This is a genomic window from Mycobacterium sp. D16Q13, from assembly GCF_002013375.1.
GTDB lineage: Bacteria > Actinomycetota > Actinomycetes > Mycobacteriales > Mycobacteriaceae > Mycobacterium.
Window position 1 is genome coordinate 190,473 of record NZ_MAEW01000011.1, and the last position, 17,352, is coordinate 207,824.

18 protein-coding genes and 1 pseudogene are annotated in these 17,352 nt (G+C 65.4%); 10 read left to right on the forward strand and 9 right to left on the reverse strand.

Going from position 1 to position 17,352, the window contains the following annotated elements:
- Positions 1-64: 64 nt before the first annotated feature.
- Positions 65-564: pseudogene (locus B4400_RS13875) on the forward strand (nuclear transport factor 2 family protein).
- Here B4400_RS13875 and B4400_RS13880 read toward each other — a convergent pair.
- Positions 561-2,303 carry an N-acyl-D-amino-acid deacylase family protein gene (locus B4400_RS13880; RefSeq protein ID WP_078310904.1) on the reverse strand — a complete coding sequence of 581 codons (1,743 nt, stop codon included), beginning with the start codon at positions 2,301-2,303 and terminating at the stop codon, positions 561-563. The pseudogene B4400_RS13875 and the gene B4400_RS13880 sit on opposite strands and share 4 nt — an antisense overlap.
- A gap of 117 nt (positions 2,304-2,420) precedes the next feature.
- On the opposite strand from B4400_RS13880, the gene B4400_RS13885 reads away from it, so the two are divergent.
- A complete protein-coding gene (locus B4400_RS13885; protein ID WP_078310905.1) occupies positions 2,421-3,170 on the forward strand; it encodes a ferritin family protein in 750 nt (249 codons plus the stop codon).
- Here the strand turns inward: B4400_RS13885 and B4400_RS13890 are convergent.
- Together B4400_RS13890 and B4400_RS13895 are read right to left on the reverse strand one after the other, a co-directional pair.
- Positions 3,109-3,429 (reverse strand): 2Fe-2S iron-sulfur cluster-binding protein, encoded by a 321-nt coding sequence (locus B4400_RS13890; protein WP_078310906.1) that lies wholly within the window; start codon positions 3,427-3,429, stop codon positions 3,109-3,111. The two genes, B4400_RS13885 and B4400_RS13890, sit on opposite strands and share 62 nt — an antisense overlap.
- Positions 3,426-4,334, reverse strand: coding sequence for a metal-dependent hydrolase (locus tag B4400_RS13895; RefSeq protein WP_078310907.1), 909 nt, complete (start codon positions 4,332-4,334; stop codon positions 3,426-3,428). Before B4400_RS13895 ends, B4400_RS13890 begins: the two co-directional genes overlap by 4 nt.
- A gap of 182 nt (positions 4,335-4,516) precedes the next feature.
- On the opposite strand from B4400_RS13895, the gene B4400_RS13900 reads away from it, so the two are divergent.
- A complete protein-coding gene (locus tag B4400_RS13900; protein WP_078310908.1) occupies positions 4,517-5,245 on the forward strand; it encodes a TetR/AcrR family transcriptional regulator in 729 nt (242 codons plus the stop codon).
- Positions 5,242-6,612, forward strand: a complete 1,371-nt coding sequence (locus B4400_RS13905) for an ABC1 kinase family protein (protein WP_078310909.1) — start codon at positions 5,242-5,244, stop codon at positions 6,610-6,612. Before B4400_RS13900 ends, B4400_RS13905 begins: the two co-directional genes overlap by 4 nt.
- On the opposite strand, the gene B4400_RS13910 is transcribed toward B4400_RS13905, so the two are convergent.
- Both B4400_RS13910 and B4400_RS13915 read right to left on the reverse strand, forming a co-directional pair.
- Positions 6,609-7,040 (reverse strand): SRPBCC family protein, encoded by a 432-nt coding sequence (locus B4400_RS13910; protein ID WP_078310910.1) that lies wholly within the window; start codon positions 7,038-7,040, stop codon positions 6,609-6,611. The two genes, B4400_RS13905 and B4400_RS13910, sit on opposite strands and share 4 nt — an antisense overlap.
- A complete protein-coding gene (locus B4400_RS13915; RefSeq protein WP_078310911.1) occupies positions 7,022-8,044 on the reverse strand; it encodes an SDR family NAD(P)-dependent oxidoreductase in 1,023 nt (340 codons plus the stop codon). The genes B4400_RS13910 and B4400_RS13915 overlap by 19 nt, the downstream gene beginning before the upstream one ends.
- Positions 8,045-8,175: 131 nt before the next feature.
- Here B4400_RS13915 and B4400_RS13920 point away from each other — a divergent pair, with 131 nt between their 5' ends.
- Entirely contained in the window at positions 8,176-8,670 is a 495-nt protein-coding gene (locus tag B4400_RS13920) for a DUF1942 domain-containing protein (protein ID WP_139361402.1), read from the forward strand.
- A 4-nt stretch (positions 8,671-8,674) separates the two neighbouring features.
- Here B4400_RS13920 and B4400_RS13925 read toward each other — a convergent pair whose 3' ends face one another.
- Positions 8,675-9,430, reverse strand: coding sequence for an FkbM family methyltransferase (locus tag B4400_RS13925; RefSeq protein ID WP_078311125.1), 756 nt, complete (start codon positions 9,428-9,430; stop codon positions 8,675-8,677).
- Positions 9,431-9,505: 75 nt separating this feature from the next.
- Between B4400_RS13925 and B4400_RS13930 the strand changes: the two genes are divergently transcribed.
- A complete protein-coding gene (locus B4400_RS13930) occupies positions 9,506-10,054 on the forward strand; it encodes a GNAT family N-acetyltransferase (RefSeq protein ID WP_078310913.1) in 549 nt (182 codons plus the stop codon).
- Here the strand turns inward: B4400_RS13930 and zapE are convergent.
- A complete protein-coding gene (gene zapE / locus B4400_RS13935) occupies positions 10,023-10,991 on the reverse strand; it encodes a cell division protein ZapE (RefSeq protein ID WP_502688400.1) in 969 nt (322 codons plus the stop codon). The genes B4400_RS13930 and zapE overlap by 32 nt on opposite strands.
- 141 nt (positions 10,992-11,132) lie before the next feature.
- Here zapE and B4400_RS13940 point away from each other — a divergent pair, with 141 nt between their 5' ends.
- The 4 genes from B4400_RS13940 (at position 11,133) to msrB (ending at position 15,278) form a co-directional block, all read left to right on the forward strand.
- Positions 11,133-11,915 (forward strand): pyrimidine reductase family protein, encoded by a 783-nt coding sequence (locus tag B4400_RS13940; protein ID WP_078310915.1) that lies wholly within the window; start codon positions 11,133-11,135, stop codon positions 11,913-11,915.
- Positions 11,916-11,943: 28 nt separating this feature from the next.
- Positions 11,944-13,497: an alpha/beta fold hydrolase gene (locus tag B4400_RS13945; RefSeq protein WP_078310916.1), complete on the forward strand. Its 1,554-nt coding sequence runs from the start codon at positions 11,944-11,946 to the stop codon at positions 13,495-13,497.
- A 76-nt stretch (positions 13,498-13,573) separates the two neighbouring features.
- Positions 13,574-14,932: a glycosyltransferase family 87 protein gene (locus B4400_RS13950; protein ID WP_502688401.1), complete on the forward strand. Its 1,359-nt coding sequence runs from the start codon at positions 13,574-13,576 to the stop codon at positions 14,930-14,932.
- Complete coding sequence (gene msrB, locus B4400_RS13955) at positions 14,865-15,278, forward strand: peptide-methionine (R)-S-oxide reductase MsrB (protein ID WP_139361097.1); 414 nt, start codon at positions 14,865-14,867, stop codon at positions 15,276-15,278. Before B4400_RS13950 ends, msrB begins: the two co-directional genes overlap by 68 nt.
- A 4-nt stretch (positions 15,279-15,282) precedes the next feature.
- Here the strand turns inward: msrB and hemQ are convergent, their stop codons facing one another.
- Together hemQ and B4400_RS13965 are read right to left on the reverse strand one after the other, a co-directional pair.
- Positions 15,283-15,978, reverse strand: a complete 696-nt coding sequence (gene hemQ / locus B4400_RS13960) for a hydrogen peroxide-dependent heme synthase (protein ID WP_078310919.1) — start codon at positions 15,976-15,978, stop codon at positions 15,283-15,285.
- Entirely contained in the window at positions 15,971-17,347 is a 1,377-nt protein-coding gene (locus B4400_RS13965) for a protoporphyrinogen oxidase (protein ID WP_078311126.1), read from the reverse strand. The genes hemQ and B4400_RS13965 overlap by 8 nt, the downstream gene beginning before the upstream one ends.
- Positions 17,348-17,352 lie beyond the last annotated feature (5 nt).

Here is a 17,352-nt window from a genome sequence, read left to right on the forward strand (position 1 = left end):
CAATTCCGGAGTGATACCGGCGAAAGCCCGGATTCGGATTCGTGACCGGTGTTAGTGTCCCGCCATGGGACAGTGGTCACGCGACGAGCTGCAGAACATGTTCGACCATCCCTCCGGGTGGTCGATGAGATAGGCCCCAAGGGTGAGTGGGCCACATACGCCGACCTATTCGCCGAGGAAGCCAGCTATATCGAACCGACCTACGGAACGTTCGAGGGGCGCGAGGCCATCCGCGAATCCATGGTCAAGACCATGTCGGAGTTCCCCGGAGCCGAGATGCCGCACTACTTCTCCAACTGGCACGTGGTCGACGAGGAACACGGCTGGGTCATCTGCGAGCTGGTCAATCGGATGAAGGACCCTGGCGACGGAAGCATCTGGGAAGCAACGAATATCAGCATCTTCCGCTACGCCGGCGACAATCAATGGGCCAACGAGGAAGACGTCTATAACCCGATGCAGTTCATGGTTGCCATCCAAGGTTATGTGCGGCGCAGCAGCGAGCTGGGCTCACTGTCTCCGGCGGCCGAGGCCTTCGGGAAGAACATGGGCTGGTTGAGCTAGCTCGCGGCCAGGAACCGGCCCGCCTTGACCGTGCTGCCGAAGCCCTCGACGAAGGTGCCGTAGGAGTACACCCGCTGCCCACCGACGACCGTGGCCGCGATCGCCTTGTCATTGCGGCATACCTGCCGCGACACCCCGAATTCGTCCATGAACTGCTCGTGATACTCCTCCAGCGAATCATCAAGGCCCGCAGGGTCGATCACCGCGATATCGGCAGTGTCTCCAATGCGCAGACGGCCGGCATCCAGTCCGTACCACCCACCGAGTTCGCCGGTGAGCCGGTGCACCGCGGCTTCCAGCGGCATGAAGGGCACGCCCGCCTCGCCGGCCTCCTTCACGCGCTTGAGTAACCGCAGCCCCGCGTTATAGAAGGACATGTTGCGCAGGTGCGCACCCGAGTCGTTGTTGCCCAGCTGGAAATGGCGGTACTTGATGGCCTCGTTCAGAATGTCGGTTCGGTCATTGGCGATGGTGGTGTGCCAGCGCACCTTGCCCGGGTACTCGGACACGAGGTCGAGGAAGGCGTCGACGGGCTGCACCCCACGATCGTCTGCCACCTGACCAAACGACTTGCCTACCACCGACTCATCGGGGCAACCAACGATCTCCGTGTCGTACATATCGCGATTCCAGGCCACCACCCCGTACTTCTGGGCCATCTCCTTGCGGAACCGTCGCCGATACCCCTCGTCCCTGATCAGATCGACCCGCTGGAGCTGATCACGGATATCCAGTGCCGCCGTGCCCGAGGCGAATTCCTCGAAAATCACCAAATCCATACCGTCGGAGTACAGATGGAACGGCACCGCCAGCAGCTGGAAGTTGACCTGGGAGCGCAGTAGCGGGTTCAGAGCGCCGGTCGCCGCCTTCAGGAGATTGATCACCGACCGGTTGCTCTTCAGATCAAAGGCCGCCAGCAGCGTGGTCTTGAGGGAGCGCCGCCAGGGGCGAGCACCGCTGAGCAAGAAGTGCATGACCGTCTCGGGCCGCTTCTCCACGTCGAGGTTCGATTGCACCACCGCGCCCCGGCGGCGCACCACGTCATAGAGCGCGCCGTACTCGCGCCAGGTCGCGTAGGTGGACGGCAACTGCCGACCCGCGAACCGGGTGCCCTCCAGCTTGGAGAAACGCAGCCGGTCGGTGGACAAGCCGACGAAACCGGCGTCCAGGGCATCGGCCACCATGGCCCGCATCCGGGTCAGCTCCTCGGATGTGGGGCGTTCGTCGTAGTCGGTCGCACGCGCAAGACCCATGACCGCCGCACGGATATCCGAGTGCCCGATCAGCGTTGCGACGTTGGCGCCCAAGGGAAGTGACTCGATGCACTTGCGGTACCCACGTGGCCCGTCCCAGTCCTTGTGCTCCTTGAGGGCGGAATGAACCGCATCCCACGGCAGGGCCTCCACCCGGGCGAAAAGATCGGCAACATCCTCCGGATCCGCGTACACGGCGGACATCGAGCAGTTGCCGTAAATGACGGACGTGACACCGTGCCGCACCGATTCGCCGAGTCCCGGGCTGACCAGCACCTCGGCGTCATAGTGGGTATGCACGTCGACCATGCCGGGGATAACCCACTTGCCGTCGGCATCGATGACCTCGCTCGCGTCGGCACTCGACAGGCTGGGGGCCATGGCCACCACCTTGCCGCCGCGAATCCCGACGTCCAGAGCTTGGCCGGGTGCGCCCGTCCCGTCGAACACCAGGCCGCCACGCACCAGCAGGTCAAATGTCGCCATAGTCGATCCACCTCACTCGATCAGCAGATACTCAGCTTATCCCTGAGTATTCATGCCTAACTGCAAGACCCATCTGCGTCTTCACAGGTGCTTCACAACTGATTGCTACCGTGCGGCATGAACTGGGTCGACCATTTCGAACGGAACCGTACGCGCAACCGGGAGGTCGATGCCGCGATCAACTGGCGCGGCGACACCATGCTGTCCAGGGAGGCCGCGTCGGCCATCGGCCGTTCCCTGCAGCGCTTCGAAATCGGCGAACGCGGCAATGGCGAGGTGCTGCTCCGCAAGGCGCGCACAGGTGACCCCCACTACGCGCGGGCGCTGGAATTGTTCGTCGCCGAAGAACAGCAGCACGCCCACCTCCTGGGCCGAAGCCTGGAGCACCTCGATGTGCCGCCGCTGTCGCGACATTGGTCGAACTCGGTGTTCATATCGGCTCGCCGGATGTTCACGCTGCGTTGGGAGGTGATGGTGCTGACGGTGGCCGAGGTGATCGCCCTGAGTTACTACGCCGCGATGTCGCAGTGCGGCGACCCCGCGGTGGAGGCGATGTCGATGCGAATCCTCGACGATGAGCATCATCACGTGGCGTTCCAGATCGACTCGCTACACGAGGGATTCGCGTCCACTCCCCGGACCATCAAAATCCTGCTGCGCGCGTGCTGGATGGTCGTGGCGGCAGGCGCCACCGCTGCGGTGGTATTGGATCATGGCCCCGCCCTGCGGGTTTGCGGGTGGACCCGGGCACGGTTCTCCCGCGACGCCTGGCGCAATTTCCGCCAGGTGTCGCGGGAGTCCTTGCTCACGCGTCGAAGAAGATCTGCACCCGGTCAGATTCCGGCAGCGTCTGGCACGCCAGCGTGAACCCCTCGGCCACCTCGCTGTCGATGAGAGACTCGTTCATCAGCATCCGCGTCTGACCCGATCGCACCGAGCACATGCAGGTGGCACAGGCTGATTCACGACATACATAGGGCGCGTCGATCCCGGCGTCCAGGAGTACGTCGAGCAGCTTCTTACCCCTCGGCCAGTCCAGAACATGTGTGCTGCCGTAGATTTCAACCTCCAGGACCGCGTTCCCGGTGGTGTCGCTGCCGGTGACCCGGATGGCTTCTGCCGTCACTGGCCCACCGCACGGCGGCCCGGCAAGCGATCATTCAGCTCGCCCTCGGAACCGAAGAGGATTCCCTGCCATTCTTCGAGCAGCTCCTCGGTGTCGACATCGTCGGGATGAAATCCGGGGCGCATGTATTCGGCGATATCACGCATCAAACCCTTTACCAGCGGGCCGCGGTAGACATCGATGGTCTGCCGCAGCACTGCCAACGGCTTCCATCCACTCGGGTCGGTGAGGATCGACGCCAAGACGGCCAGCGTCATCAAGGGCAGCGTGCCCGCCCAAATCAGCGACATCACGCCGATGCGCACCGACTCCGGACCACCCACCGAGCGATACACGTCGAAGGCGACAGACTTGTGCTCCATCTCCTCCATGGCGTGCCAGTTCAGGAGGTGGTGAACCTCGTCGGACATCGGAATCTCTTGCAGTTCAGCGCTGGAGAGCACCCGCTGGGCGAGCACCGCCGTGTAATGCTCGGCAGCGGCGGTCATCGCCAGATGTGCGATCTTGGGTGCGCGCTTCTCCAGCGCGATGACGAATTTCTCGCGCCGGCTCCCCTCCTCGAAGTTCATGATCCGGACCAAGGGATAGCCCATATCGATGATCTTCTCGTTGAGCTTGCGATGCTCGCGGCCGTGCATGGCCTCCTGTCCGATGAAGCCCGCCACCCGCTTCTTCAACACCGGGTCGGTGATCTGGTCGGCGTAGTTGCGCACGGACCTGATGAAGGACTCCTCACCGGGGGGAAACGCGCCGGAAAGGAGCGACACCAAGTGACTGAAGACGATGTCGCCCTCGACGTAGTGCTTCTTCATGGGGGCCGGCTCACCGAATCGGAAGTTCATCCGGCGCACCTTGGGCAACTCGCGTGCCGCGACTCCCCGCCGCCCCTGCTCGACAACAGCCATGACGGAACTCCTTCCTGGGACGTCTCCATTGACGTCTGACCTGGCGATTTCTTAGTAGTACTCCGAGTACTACTGGTAGTATCCATACCGCACGGCGCTAGCACAATAGGCAGCACGCGTGTGTCGTCCCGAACTGGCGAACCAGAGGCCGGGCACACGTACCATCACTGGTGATGAGAGGCGTGGAAAGCGTGAGTACAGCCATCGCGTCAAAGGTCGGCCCCGGCGCCGCCCGACGTGGCGACCGCCGCAAGGTTGCCCGGGAAGAATTGGTGGACGCCGCGTTTCGCGCCATCGACGCCATCGGCTCCATCGTCAGCATGGACGACATCGCCCGAGAGGCGGGAGTAGCCAAACCGAAGTTGTACCGCTACTTCGAAGACAAGGCAGACCTGCACAGCGCCGTGCTGGAACGCGTACAAGACATGGTGTGGAACGCGGCCATGGACCGGATAAATCTGCTGGCCGACTCGGCCCGCGAGTTGGTCCAGCATGGCGCCCAGGAGTACGCGCGCATGATTTCGGATCACCCGAATGTGTTGCGCTTCATCGTGCACGGCCATTTCGTCAATTCCAGTGATGGCACTGAGCGTTTGGTCGAGACCGCGCAGCAGATGACGCACGACATCGCCGAAATACTGTCGAATGCGATCGACGACGAGACGGTGGACATCGACGACGCCGACTTAGCGGTCAGCTCTGCCGCGGGTGCCATCGGTACCGCCACCGAATGGTTCCTGGGCCCCAATCAGCAACGTGCGCAACCGATGCCCATTGAGACATTCGTGGAGTACCTGACCACCGTCCTCTCCGGACTCGCCGCATCGATCGCAGAGTTCAACGGCCTCACACTTGATCCCGACCAGCCTCTACACCTGGCATTCACCAGCGCGCGCGGCGGCACCGCATGACCGACGGGGTCCCCCTGGCACGCATCACCCGTGGCCGGGCGCTTGGCAAGTTGGCAGCCGGGCAGGCGGTACGCACCGCGAGCAGCCGGCTCTCCATGATCGGGCGATCCGAACAAGCACGCGCGCTCCTCGCGGAACGCTCCACACTGCAGGCGGCCGATCAGCTCGTGACCGTGCTGGGCGGGCTCAAGGGCTCGGCGATGAAGCTGGGCCAACTGCTGTCGATGCTGGAAGTGGACATGGTGCCCGAAGCCCATCGCGAGCGCTTCCGCCAGAAGTTGGCCCGGCTGCGCGATCAGGCTCCGCGTGAGCCGTTTACGGTGATGCGCCCGATCATCGAGTCCAACCTCGGAGCGCTGCGGAAGAACTTCCGCGATTTCGACGAAACTCCTGTCGCCGCCGCCTCCATCGGCCAGGTGTACCGCGCCATCCTGCACGACGGGCGCGAGGTCGCGGTCAAGGTCAAATACCCCGGCGTCGATGACGCGGTACGAGCAGACATGCAGAACCTCGCGCTGTTCACCAAGTTTTGGCGTAAAGCGCTACCGACGCTGTCCAATTCGGCCTTCATGGACGAGATTTCCATGAATCTGGAAAGCGAGCTCGACTATCCGCGGGAAGCTCGCACGCAACACGAGATCGCCGAACGCTATCGCGGACACCCGTTCATCGTCATCCCCGACTGCCTACCCGAGCTGTGCACCTCGCAGATTCTTGTGACGGAATTCCTGGACGGGCAAGCCTTTCCCTTCATGCAGACACTCGATGACGAGGAACGCAACCGCATCGGTGAGCTCATCTTCCGGTTTTATATCGGATCACTGTTCCAGGACAACGACTTCTGCGGCGACCCGCATCCGGGGAACATTCTGCGCGCGGCCGACGGCACCATCGGATTCGTGGACTTCGGGTTGTACAACCGAATGAACCCCGAACACGTCGACTTCGAACGGACGATCATGCGCGCTGCCACCGAGGGCCGCGCCCAGGACATGTACGACGCGATGGTGACGCGCGGGATCGTGGAGCCGCATTCGGACGTCACCCCCCAGGACTGTCTGGAGTACTGCCATGCGGCTTCGGGGTGGAATCTTGTCGACGAGGAAATGACCATCACCCCGGAAATCGCTTCTAGTGCGATGATTCTCGCGGTGGACCCACGTTCGAGCGAGTTCTCCGGGATGCGCAGGCAAAACCTGCCTCCCGAGCATATTTTCTCGCGCCGCGCGGATTTCTACACCTTCGGTGTACTCGGCCAGCTCAATGTCACCGGCAACTGGCATCGCATTGCGCGCGAGTGGATTTACGGCGACCCACCCGCGACCGAGATCGGAATCGCCATCGCGCAGTGGCGCGCTTCCCGCTAGCGCAGTAATCCGTCGATCGCGCGGCCGAACATCCACTGCCCGCCCGCCTGTGCCAATCGGTCGAAGACGCGCGGCACGCCCCGAATGCTCACCTCTTCGGTCCACACGACGCGTGAACCACTGCCCTGCGCCTCTACCTCGATCTCAGCCCATCCCAGAATCAAGGTCCCCGTCTTCTCCAGCCGACAGCGGCCAGGGCTCCCCTCTCGTGGCGGCTGCCACCACGTGACCGTCATCGGGTCGTCAAAACCTATGGCTCCCAGACCTGTTCGCCCCACAAACGTGGTACCCACCCCCGCAGGCGGCGCGCTCGTCACCGATACCGTCGTCAGCGGAATGTGCTCACTGTGCCGCGGCCACTCGGTGATTCGCGCGAAAGCTTCGCCGACGGACAGCGCACTGGCGCGCTCTATTCGGAGAAGGGCCATAAGCCGAACAATCTCGAGGTCGCCTTCTGACCGCGCAAGGCGACGATGGTGTCCGTCAGGGTTTCCCGTGGGTCACGGTAGGTGACCCCGAGTTCACGCTCGCTGGGCGAGTCATCGGACGCGGGCATCTGTGTGTAGTACTGCATCCCTGCCTCGGTCATCGGAGTATCGAGCGGCACATACCGGCCAAGCTGATCCATGACCGTTCCCGCGACCCGCAGCATCGAGTCGGGCACCGGAACGGCCAGCACGGTGCTGCCGGCCGCATCGGTCAAGACGTTCACCAGCTCGTCGACCTCCAGCCGATGACCGCCCGCGGTGTAGCGTCGCGGGCCCCGCCCCGGTTCCAACAGCGCGGCGTGCAGGGCAGCGAGGTCTCGGACGTCGACCACCAGCCAGGCCGCGCTGCGTCCCGGGACGGACCTCATCAGCAGGACCCAGCGCACCCCCTCGGCTGCCTCACCGAACTGATCCCCGACCGGCGGTCCCAGCACCATGCCCGGGTAGGTGATGGTCACCGGTGCACCAGAGTCCTGCAGGTCGCGCACGTACAGCTCGACCCGCGCCTTCGACTGACCGTATCCGTCGCTGCCTCCGGCCGCGGGCAGGTCGGCTTCGAAGGTCTCCAGACCCGGCCGAAACAGCGCGGTGATGCTGGAAACGTGCACAATCGGATCGAGGCCCCGGTCAACCGCCGTCCCGAGAACGTTCTGGGCGCCTTCGAGGTTTATGGACATCATCCGGTCGGCTTCCCGGGGATCCGTGCTGACCATGGCCGCGCTGTGCACTACCGCGTCGCATCCGTCGAGCGCGGCCTCGACCGAGTCCCGATCGGTGATATCGCCGACGGCGTAGTCGGATACGCCGACACCGAGCGTCGCCACCGTGGTCTGCAGGCGGGCCTCCTTGCGCACCAGAAAACGGACCTGATGCCCGGCGTCGGCAATGGCCTTCGCCGTCCATCCACCCACGAATCCGGTACCGCCAGTGACCAATACGCGCATACTTCACGCCTCCTCCGGTGCGGCGGACCGCTCCCATCAGGACATCGTAGGTTGTCAGCGCCTCCATACCGGGCGAATGCCGAAGAGCCATGTGGCACCGTCGCCGGCATGACGTGTGCCAAGATCGCTGGGTGCGTCTACGCCCTGCATTCCAGCTCATCGCCGCCCTCACCGCCATCGCCATGGCCCTGGCTCCGGCGGCGACCGCGCAACCCGAGCGGGTAACGCCCATCGGGCACATCGGTGAGACCCTGCATTTCGACTACGGCACCATCGGCGCCGATGTCACCGTGCACAACATCGAACCCACCGGTGTACCGGCCGGAATGGCTCCTCCACGCGGCATCATCTGGAAGGCGTACGTGACCATCCGGCCGACGAAGGTGCCCAACGCGTATGCGTTGTTGATGGCGCTCAAGCTTGGCGGCATCTCACCGGAAACCGGGGATGCCTATGAGCCCCAGCGCACCGATGAGCCCGACGATCTGAACTACGCGCTGCGCAACGCGCCTCAGGGTTCGACCGTGAGCGGCGCGGTGTACTGGGACGTCTACCGCGGACCGGTGCGCCATATCGTGCTGCGTTCATCGCAGACTCAGGTGCACCTGGCCCAATGGGACCTCTGAGCTCTCAGCGGGGCTGGAACAGATAGTTCCGATAGGTCTCGGTGACCTTCTCCACAGGCCGCCAGGAGTCGGCGCTCCATACCGACATCCGGTAATCCCGCGCGGTAAACCACGCGACGATGTCCTCGGCGGTGCGACCGAACCGCTCCATGTGGCGATCCTCCACCTCCAGCATCATCGCCGGGCGGGTCCGTTCGATGGTCTTCTCGCCGCTCACCAGGACATCGAGCTCGGCACCCTCGACATCGATCTTCACGAAGTCGATCCGCGTGATGCTCAGGCGCTGGCAGAACCCGTCGAACGTCTCGGTGTCCACGACCACCCGGATGTGCTCGTCGAACTCGGCGTTCGAGCCCAGCCCGTCAGCCCCGGCGTCAACGAACGACCGTCCGGTGATCGGCTTGCCGTTGCGCAGCGGAACGCTCATGACCTGCTCACCCGGGTTGGTGCCGAGCGCAACGGCATGGCGGCGCACGTTCTGTGCGCTACGCAGGCCCAGGGCCGCGGAGGACGTGGCATGGGCGAACCGCAGCGGCTCCAGGCTGTACACCAGGCCGTCCGCACCCACCAGGCGCGCCAGCTCCGCGGTGTAGAAACCGGCGGCGGCACCCACATCCAGGCACACATCTCCGGGCTTGACCACCTGCGCGATACCCACTAGCTCGGTTTCCACCCACGGGGTGGTGCGGGCAAGTGTGCGCAGGCCCTGCCCCACCACGGCGTCACGAATCTCGCCGAAGGCCGTCACGCGCCGCGTCATATGGTGCTCCTCAGGGTTGGTCATCAACATGGTCGCTGTCTCGGAACCGCGCCAAGTATAGGTAGCGTGCCGGTCATGCCGATTCAGGTCAGTAGCGCGACGGCTGCCGACAGCACCGAACTCGCAGCTGTCGCCGCCCGCACCTTCCCGCTCGCGTGTCCGGCGTCGTCAACACCGGAGAACATCGCGGCATTCATCGCGGCCAACCTCAGCACGGCCAAGTTCGACGAGTACATCCGCGAGCACCGCGTGCTGGTGGCACGCGAGAACGACGTCATCGTCGGGTATTCGATGCTCGTCGACGGCGTGGTCGACGACCCCGACGTGCAGCGCGCCGTCACGCTGCGGCCCGCCATGCAGCTCTCCAAGATGTACGTGCTGCCCGAATTCCACCAGGCGGGGGTGGCGGGCACCCTGATGACCGCGGCCCTTACCGACGCCGCCGCGCGCGGAGCGATCGGTGTCTGGCTGGGCGTAAACCAGGAAAATGAACGCGCGCAGCGCTTTTACGCCAAACACGGCTTCAACCGCAGCGGCACGAAGACCTTCCAGGTGGGCGAACGCCTGGAGAACGACTACGTGATGCAGCGGGTCATACAGTGCTTGGCAGCGGAGCCGCGCTGAGCGCCAGCAGCCGCGAGGTGGCACGCAGGTACTTCTTGCGGAATCCACCGGCGACCATCTCGTCGTCGAAAACCGTGTCCAGCTTCGCGCCCGAGGCCTCCACCGGGATACCCGCGTCGTAGAGGCGGTCGGTCAAGGCGACGATCCGCAGTGCCACCGCCTGATCGTGCACCTGCTCCACGCCCGCGATGAACACCGCCGTCACACCTTCGATCAGGGTGAGATACCGCGACGGGTGCATGCTCGCCAGGTGCCGGCACAGATCGTCGAACTGGTCGAAGGTCGCGCCCTCGATCGACGCCGCCAGCTCGCGAAGCTCATCATCGGTGTGCGGCTCGGGGGCCGGCGGCAGGTCGCGGTGGCGGTAATCGGGGCCCTCGACGCGCACCGTGTTGAAGATCGCCGACAGCGTGTTGATCTCACGCAAGAAGTCCTGTGCCGCGAACCGGCCCTCGCCCAGCTGCTCGGGCAGTGTGTTCGAGGTGGCGGCAATCGACACCCCGCGCGCCACCAGCTCCGAGAGCAGCCGCGATACCAGCGTCGTGTTGCCCGGGTCATCCAACTCGAACTCGTCGATGCACACCACCGTGTACTCCGCGAGCAGCTCGATGCACTCCAGGAAGCCGAAAACCCCCGCCACCTGCGTCAGTTCACCGAAGCTGGCGAACGCCTTGGGGCCGGGCACGGTGTGATAGATCGAGGCCAAGAGGTGGGTCTTACCGACTCCGAACCCGCCGTCGAGATAAATGCCGACACCGGGCAATACCTCGCGCTTGCCGAACAGCTTCTTCTTGCCCGCCCGGCGGATCGTCGCCTCCTGAGCGAAGGCGCGGCACGATTCCACGGCCGCCGCCTGCGTCGGCTCGTTGGGGTCAGGCCGGTACGAGTCGAAACTCACCGACGTGAACGTGGGGGGCGGCACCAGCTGCGCAATCAGCCGCTCATTGGAAACGGTGGGGTGCCGGTCGGCAAGGTGCTGGAGGTTCCCGGGCGAGCGAAGCGACGGGGAATGGCCCGAAACGGCACCGGATTGCGGATCAGTCACACGGGCAGCGTAGCGGCGTGTTGAGATCTCCTTGTGGCCGACAGTGAGGGTGAACAGGCGATACGGGGCCCGGCTGGGATACAGCTCACACAGCTGACGGCCGGGGCGCCGGTGGATTCCGGCGAGCTGGTCGACCTCTACGACTACCCGGACAGCGATGAACTTTGCCTGCGCGCCAACATGATTGGCAGCCTGGACGGGGCCGCCACGGTAACCGGTTTGTCCGGCGGACTCGGCGGCGAGGGCGACCGGGCCGTATTCGCGGCAATGCGCGCCAACGCCGATGTGATTCTCGTCGGGGCCGGCACGGTCCGGGCCGAGCGCTACCACGGAACACATCTGCCGGTCGGTCTGCGCCAGCGCCGCCAGGCCCGCGGACAGAGCGAGGTTCCGGTGATTGCCGTGGTCACGGCCTCAGGGGCGGTAGATCCGGGCATCCCCTTGTTCACCGAGTCCGAGGTCGCACCCATCGTGGTGACCTCGTCCGCCGGGGCGAGGAACGTCACGTCTCAGGTGGCGGGCGTGCAAGTTCTCGCCGTCGATGCCGCCGGGAAGGTCGATCTGCGTGCGGCGCTGGCGCAGCTGCACGACCGGGGTCTGTCCCGGGTGCTGTGCGAGGGAGGCCCCTCCCTGCTGGGCACTCTGCTGGCGGCGCGGCTCGTCGACGAACTGTGCCTGACCACCGCACCCACCACGATCGTCGGCGGCGGAGGCCGGATCACGGCAAGCCCCTCCGAAGAGCTCACGTCGTGGCGGCGAGTGTTGCTACTCGGCGATGCCGACGGCTACCTGTTCGCGCGGCACGTCCGGGCTTGAGTGACATTCACCCGATACTGTGGTCGGCATGCGTGCACGGCTAATGGGGGCGATGGCGGTTGCCCAGCTGCTGACCGGGGTACTGGCTGGGTGCGCGCCCGGCCCCTCGGCGGGACCGCATTTCGCCATGGACGAGGGCCACGGAAATGCCGGCCCCGCCACCGCACCGCCACCGAGCGGCCCTCCATCGATCGACAAGCCCAAGGTGGACCTGTCGTGGCAGGACTGCACCCGTGAGGTGCTCGGCAGCGCCAACATCACCACATCGCCGACGTTCACGCTCGAATGCGCCGAATACAAGGCGCCGCTGGACCCGATCAACGGAGCACCGGGCAGCGTGACGCTGGGCGCGGTGCGCGCCAAGACCTCCCAGACACCTGCCGACGCCGGCCCGCTGGTGTTCACCACGGGCTCCGATCTGCCGTCCTCGGTCCAGCTGGCGACGTGGCTCAACGGCCCGGGCGCGGAGGTGCTCAAGCAGCGCCCCGTGGTGGCGGTCGACCGTCGCGGTATCGGGCGATCCGACGCGATCACCTGCCGGGACACCTGGGACCTGCGGGATATGCGTGACCTGGCGCAGAACCGGGGCGGCGACGATCCCGTCGCCAGCCTGGGAAAGATCGTCGAAACGGCCACCACCAACTGCACCGACACCATCTCTCCCGGCGACTCCGCCTATAACGACGCGCATGCCGCGGAGGACCTGGAGGCGCTGCGCGCCCAATGGGATGTGCCCGGCCTGGCGCTCCTCGGCATCGGCAGTGGCGCCCGCGTCGCCCTGGCCTACGCCGGGTCCCACCCCAACAAGCTGGCGCGGCTGATGCTCGACTCCCCTGTGGCCGTCGACATCACCGCCGAAGCGGCCGCCGAACAACGGCTCAAGGGCGAGCAGTCGGCATTCGACGCATTCGCGGCACAGTGCGTCGCCAACAACTGCCCGCTGGGACCGGATCCCGCGGGTGCCGTCGGGGACCTGTTGAACCGCGCTCAGAACGGTGGACTGCCGTGGTCGCGGGCGACAATCGTCAGGGCAATCACCACGGCACTGGGGTACCCGATCGGCGACGGCACCGCCGTCGTCCAGAACCTCGCGAACGCACTCAACGCGGCGCGCGGTACCGACCGGGAGGCCCTCACCCCCCTGGTGGACCGGGCCAACGCACTGCGCGATTCCGATGGGCAGTTCGTCAATTCCTGCAGCGACGCGCTGGCACGACCCACCCCTGATCGGGTACGCGAGCTCGTGGTGGCCTGGGGCAAGCAATACCCGCTGTTTGGGCGCACCTCCGCCCTCGGGCTGGTGAACTGCCTGCAATGGCCCAGCGGATCCAAGCCGAACCCGCCGCAGGACTTGAAGATCAACGTGCTGATCCTCGGCGGACAACACGACCCGATCTCCGGCAGCGAGGGCGTGTCGCCAACCGCCGCGGTGATCATCAACGCCAAGGCCGCGAGCAAGCGGGTCATGTGGCAGGGCATCGGCCACGGTGCGATTGTCTACACCGCATGCGCGCAACCGCCCTTCCTCGCCTACCTGAACGACGGGAAGCTCCCGGAGACCGACACGTTCTGCCCGGCCTAGTCCTACTTGCCGGAACTGCCCTGGGCGCTCAAGGTACGGTGCCTGCGTGGTGTCAGTCGATACGTCCTTTTCAGGCCTGATTGAAGGCTTCAAGAACTCCGTCTCGAAGGCCCTGAAACCTCCGACCGCACCGCCCTCGGTCGCGACGATCCTGCGATCGGTGCTGTGGCCCGTCGCCATCCTGGCGGTCATCCACCGCAGCTACGTGCTGGGCACCAACGGCTACATCACCGACGACTTCGGGCCCGTCTACCGCGCCGTCATCGCCTTCAAGCGGCACCTGCCGGTCTACAACGAAAACTTCAGCTACGTCGACCCGCACTACATCTACCCACCGGGTGGCACGCTGCTGCTGGCGCCCTTCGGATATCTGCCCGTGGACGCATCGCGGTACTGGTTCATCACCATCAACACCATCGCGATCGTGATCGCGGCCTACTTCCTGCTGAGGCTGTTCAACCTCACGCTGGCCTCGGTGGCCGCACCGGCGCTGCTGTTGGCCATGTTCTGCACCGAAAGCGTGACCAACACCATTGTTTTCACCAACATCAACGGCGTGGTGCTGCTGCTGGAGGTGCTGTTCTTCCGCTGGCTACTGGACGGGAACAAGAACTCCGAATGGCTGGCCGGCGTCGCGATAGGCCTGACGCTGGTCATCAAACCACTCTTGGCTCCCCTGCTGTTGCTGCCGCTGCTGAACCGGCAGTGGCGGGTTTTCGCGGCCGCCTTCGGCATCCCCGCCTTCTTCAATCTCGTGGCGATGTTCGGCCCGCACAAGGTGCGGATCGTCGATGGCTGGGACTACTTCCGACGCACCATGAGGTACCTGGGTGAGACCCGCGACTACTTCAACAGCTCCATCGCCGGCAATGGCGTGTACTACGGGCTCCCCACGCCGCTGATCGACTTCCTGCGCATCGCATTCCTGCTGATCGCCCTGGTGAGCGTGTGGCTGCTGTACAAGTACTACCGCCAGCGCGACCCCAGATTCTGGGCATTGACCACCGGCGGTGTGGTGCTGACCGCCTCGTTCCTGCTCCTGGGGCTGGGACAGGGCTACTACTCGATGGCACTGTTCCCGTTCGTCATGACGATCGTGCTGCCCAACTCGGTGTTGCGGAACTGGCCGGCCTGGCTGGCGATCTACGGCTTCTTCACCATGGACCGCTGGCTGCTCGTGCACTGGCTGACGACCGGCCGGGCCCTGGAGTACCTGAAGATCACCTACGGATGGTGCCTGCTGCTGATCGTCGTGATGATGGTGCTGGTACTCCGGTACCGGGATGCCAAGGCCGCTGGCACACTGGATAACGGGCTAGATCCGGACTGGATGACGGCTGGGACAAGCACTAAGGAGTCAGCCACCGATGACGACATCGAACGACCCGAAGGTGAATCTGACCGACGAGCAGTGGCGGGAGCGACTGACTCCTGAGGAGTTCGCGGTGCTGCGCCGCGCGGGTACCGAACGACCGTTCGTCGGTGAGTACACCGACACCAAGACCGAGGGCGTGTACGCCTGCCGGGCGTGCGGAGCGGAACTGTTCCGCAGCACCGAGAAGTTCGAATCCCATTGCGGCTGGCCGTCGTTCTTCGACCCGGCCGATTCGGATGCGGTGATCCTGAAGCCCGACAAGTCGCTGGGTATGCGTCGCGTCGAGGTCATCTGCGCTAACTGCCACAGCCACCTGGGGCATGTGTTCGAGGGCGAGGGCTACCCGACGCCCACCGATCAGCGCTACTGCATCAACTCGATCTCACTGACGCTGCAGCCGTCCTGATCTCCTAGGGGAGGCGGGCGACGAGCTCCTCGACCGAGACGCGCGGGCCGGTGAAGAAGGGCGTCTCCTCTCGGACGTGCAACCGCGCCTCGGTGGCACGCAAATCGCGCATCAGGTCGACAATGCGATACAACTCGGGCGCCTCGAACGCCAGCAGCCACTCGTAGTCGCCGAGGGCGAAAGCGGGCACCGTGTTGGCCCGCACATCCTTGTACGCACGCGCGGCGATGCCGTGATCGGCGAGCATCTTGCGCCGCTCCTCATCGGGCAGCAGGTACCAATCGTAGGACCGCACAAAGGGATACACACAGATGTAAGCGCCCGGCTCCTCCCCCGCAAGGAATGCCGGGATGTGGCTCTTGTTGAACTCGGCCGGCCGGTGCAGGGCCGCATTGCTCCACACCGGGGTGCTTGCCCGGCCCAGCGCGGTGGTGCGACGGAAGTCGCTGTACAGCGCCTGCAGCTTCTCGATGGATTCGGCATGCGACCAGATCATGAAGTCGGCATCAGCGCGCAGCCCGGCCACGTCGTAGATGCCGCGCACCACGACACCGTCGTCTTCATGGCGCTTGATCAGGGTGGCCACCTCGTCGGCGGCGGCATCGCGGTCCTCGCCCAGACCCTGGTCGCGCACCTGGAACACCGAGAACATCAGGTAGCGAATGGTGGAGTTGAGGGTGTCGAAATCGAGGCTAGCCATGTCCCCATCGTGCCACGGTGGCTCGCACCGCTTGAGAGGCGGAGGCCACACAAGCCGGCACCCCGATCCCGTTCAGGTACGAGCCTGCCACCGCGATTCCGGGCGGCAACCCGGCACGGATCGCCTCGACCACGTCGGCGTGGCCCGGACCGTACTGCGGCATGGCGTCGATCCAACGGGCCAGCGCCGAATTAATCGGCGTGACAGGCGCGCCCAGCACGGTTTCCAGGTCGACAACGGCCCAGTGCCGCAGTTGATCGTCGCTGGTGGCCCGCGCCACGGTGTCACCGAAGCGTCCGTAGGACAACCGCACCACCTGGGTGCTCCGCCCGCGTAATCCCCACTTGCTGGTCGAGAACGTTATGGCCTTGGTGTGCAAGGCTTCTCCCGACGCCACCAGCACGCCGGAATTTGCGGGAATCGGGGCGTCGCCGGGCAGTGTCAGCGCGACGACCACCGAGGAAGCAACCGGAATGGTCCGCGCCGCCGCCGCCGATTCGGGTGCCACGGCATCCAGAATGCCCGCCGCACGGGGCGCCGGCACCGCGACGATGACCGCGTCGAAATGGTCAGCCGTGCTGTCCGCTTGATCCCCGCCGGTGACCGCCCAGCCGTCGCCATCACGCGCGACACCGGTGATCGCGAGCTGCCGGTGCTCGGCACGGGCGCGGCGCCAGAGTTCCTCCAGCAGCACCGCGTAACCACCGTCGATGGCGCCGAAGATGCCGGTATCCGAGATGGGCGGCAACGCCTGCCGGGCCGCGGCGAGGAGGCTGCCCGCCCCCTCGTCGAGCGCCCGGGCGATTCCGGGCGCCGCCGTACGCAGACCCGTCGTCGCGGCCGAACCCGCGTACACGCCGCCGAGCAGCGGGTCGACCAGCCGCGCGACCACCTGCGGACCGAACCGCAGCGAGACCAGGTCCGCGACGGTGGGTTCGGCTCCTATGGTCCAGTGCATATCGCGCCGCGGCTCGCTCTCAATGCGTGCCACGGTGTCCTCGTCGACAAGTCCGACCACCGACGACGCCGAGGCCGGGATGCCGTTCACGGTCCGCGTGGGCAGCGGATGCAGACTGCCTCCGGCATAGATGAGTGGCCGCGCGCCCGTGGTGTCGAGCCTGCGGTCCGCCAGCCCCAGTTCGTCCAACAGGTCCAGCACTTCGGGGCGGCGGGTGATGAAGGCCTCGGCCCCGATGTCGATCCGGTGCTCACCGAGGGTGATCGTGCGGAGGATCCCACCCAGCTGCGCGGCGGGGTCGTACACGGTGATGTGCACGTCATCACCGAGCGCGCATCGCAACCGGTACGCCGCCGTCAGCCCCGAAATACCGCCCCCCGCAATCGCAATGGAGGGAGGGGCCGACGGCATCGCTG

Bases quoted from the DNA above. Each gene is read 5' to 3' on its own strand.
- B4400_RS13965 (WP_078311126.1), bottom strand. From the start codon at position 17,347: ATGCCGTCGGCCCCTCCCTCCATTGCGATTGCGGGGGGCGGTATTTCG.
- B4400_RS13910 (WP_078310910.1), bottom strand. From the start codon at position 7,040: ATGGCCCTTCTCCGAATAGAGCGCGCCAGTGCGCTGTCCGTCGGCGAA.
- B4400_RS13925 (WP_078311125.1), bottom strand. From the start codon at position 9,430: ATGACGCGGCGCGTGACGGCCTTCGGCGAGATTCGTGACGCCGTGGTG.
- B4400_RS13915 (WP_078310911.1), bottom strand. From the start codon at position 8,044: ATGCGCGTATTGGTCACTGGCGGTACCGGATTCGTGGGTGGATGGACG.
- B4400_RS13885 (WP_078310905.1), top strand. From the start codon at position 2,421: ATGAACTGGGTCGACCATTTCGAACGGAACCGTACGCGCAACCGGGAG.
- hemQ (WP_078310919.1), bottom strand. From the start codon at position 15,978: ATGGCTAGCCTCGATTTCGACACCCTCAACTCCACCATTCGCTACCTG.
- B4400_RS13930 (WP_078310913.1), top strand. From the start codon at position 9,506: ATGCCGATTCAGGTCAGTAGCGCGACGGCTGCCGACAGCACCGAACTC.
- B4400_RS13880 (WP_078310904.1), bottom strand. From the start codon at position 2,303: ATGGCGACATTTGACCTGCTGGTGCGTGGCGGCCTGGTGTTCGACGGG.
- msrB (WP_139361097.1), top strand. From the start codon at position 14,865: ATGACGACATCGAACGACCCGAAGGTGAATCTGACCGACGAGCAGTGG.
- B4400_RS13895 (WP_078310907.1), bottom strand. From the start codon at position 4,334: ATGGCTGTTGTCGAGCAGGGGCGGCGGGGAGTCGCGGCACGCGAGTTG.
- B4400_RS13945 (WP_078310916.1), top strand. From the start codon at position 11,944: ATGCGTGCACGGCTAATGGGGGCGATGGCGGTTGCCCAGCTGCTGACC.
- B4400_RS13905 (WP_078310909.1), top strand. From the start codon at position 5,242: ATGACCGACGGGGTCCCCCTGGCACGCATCACCCGTGGCCGGGCGCTT.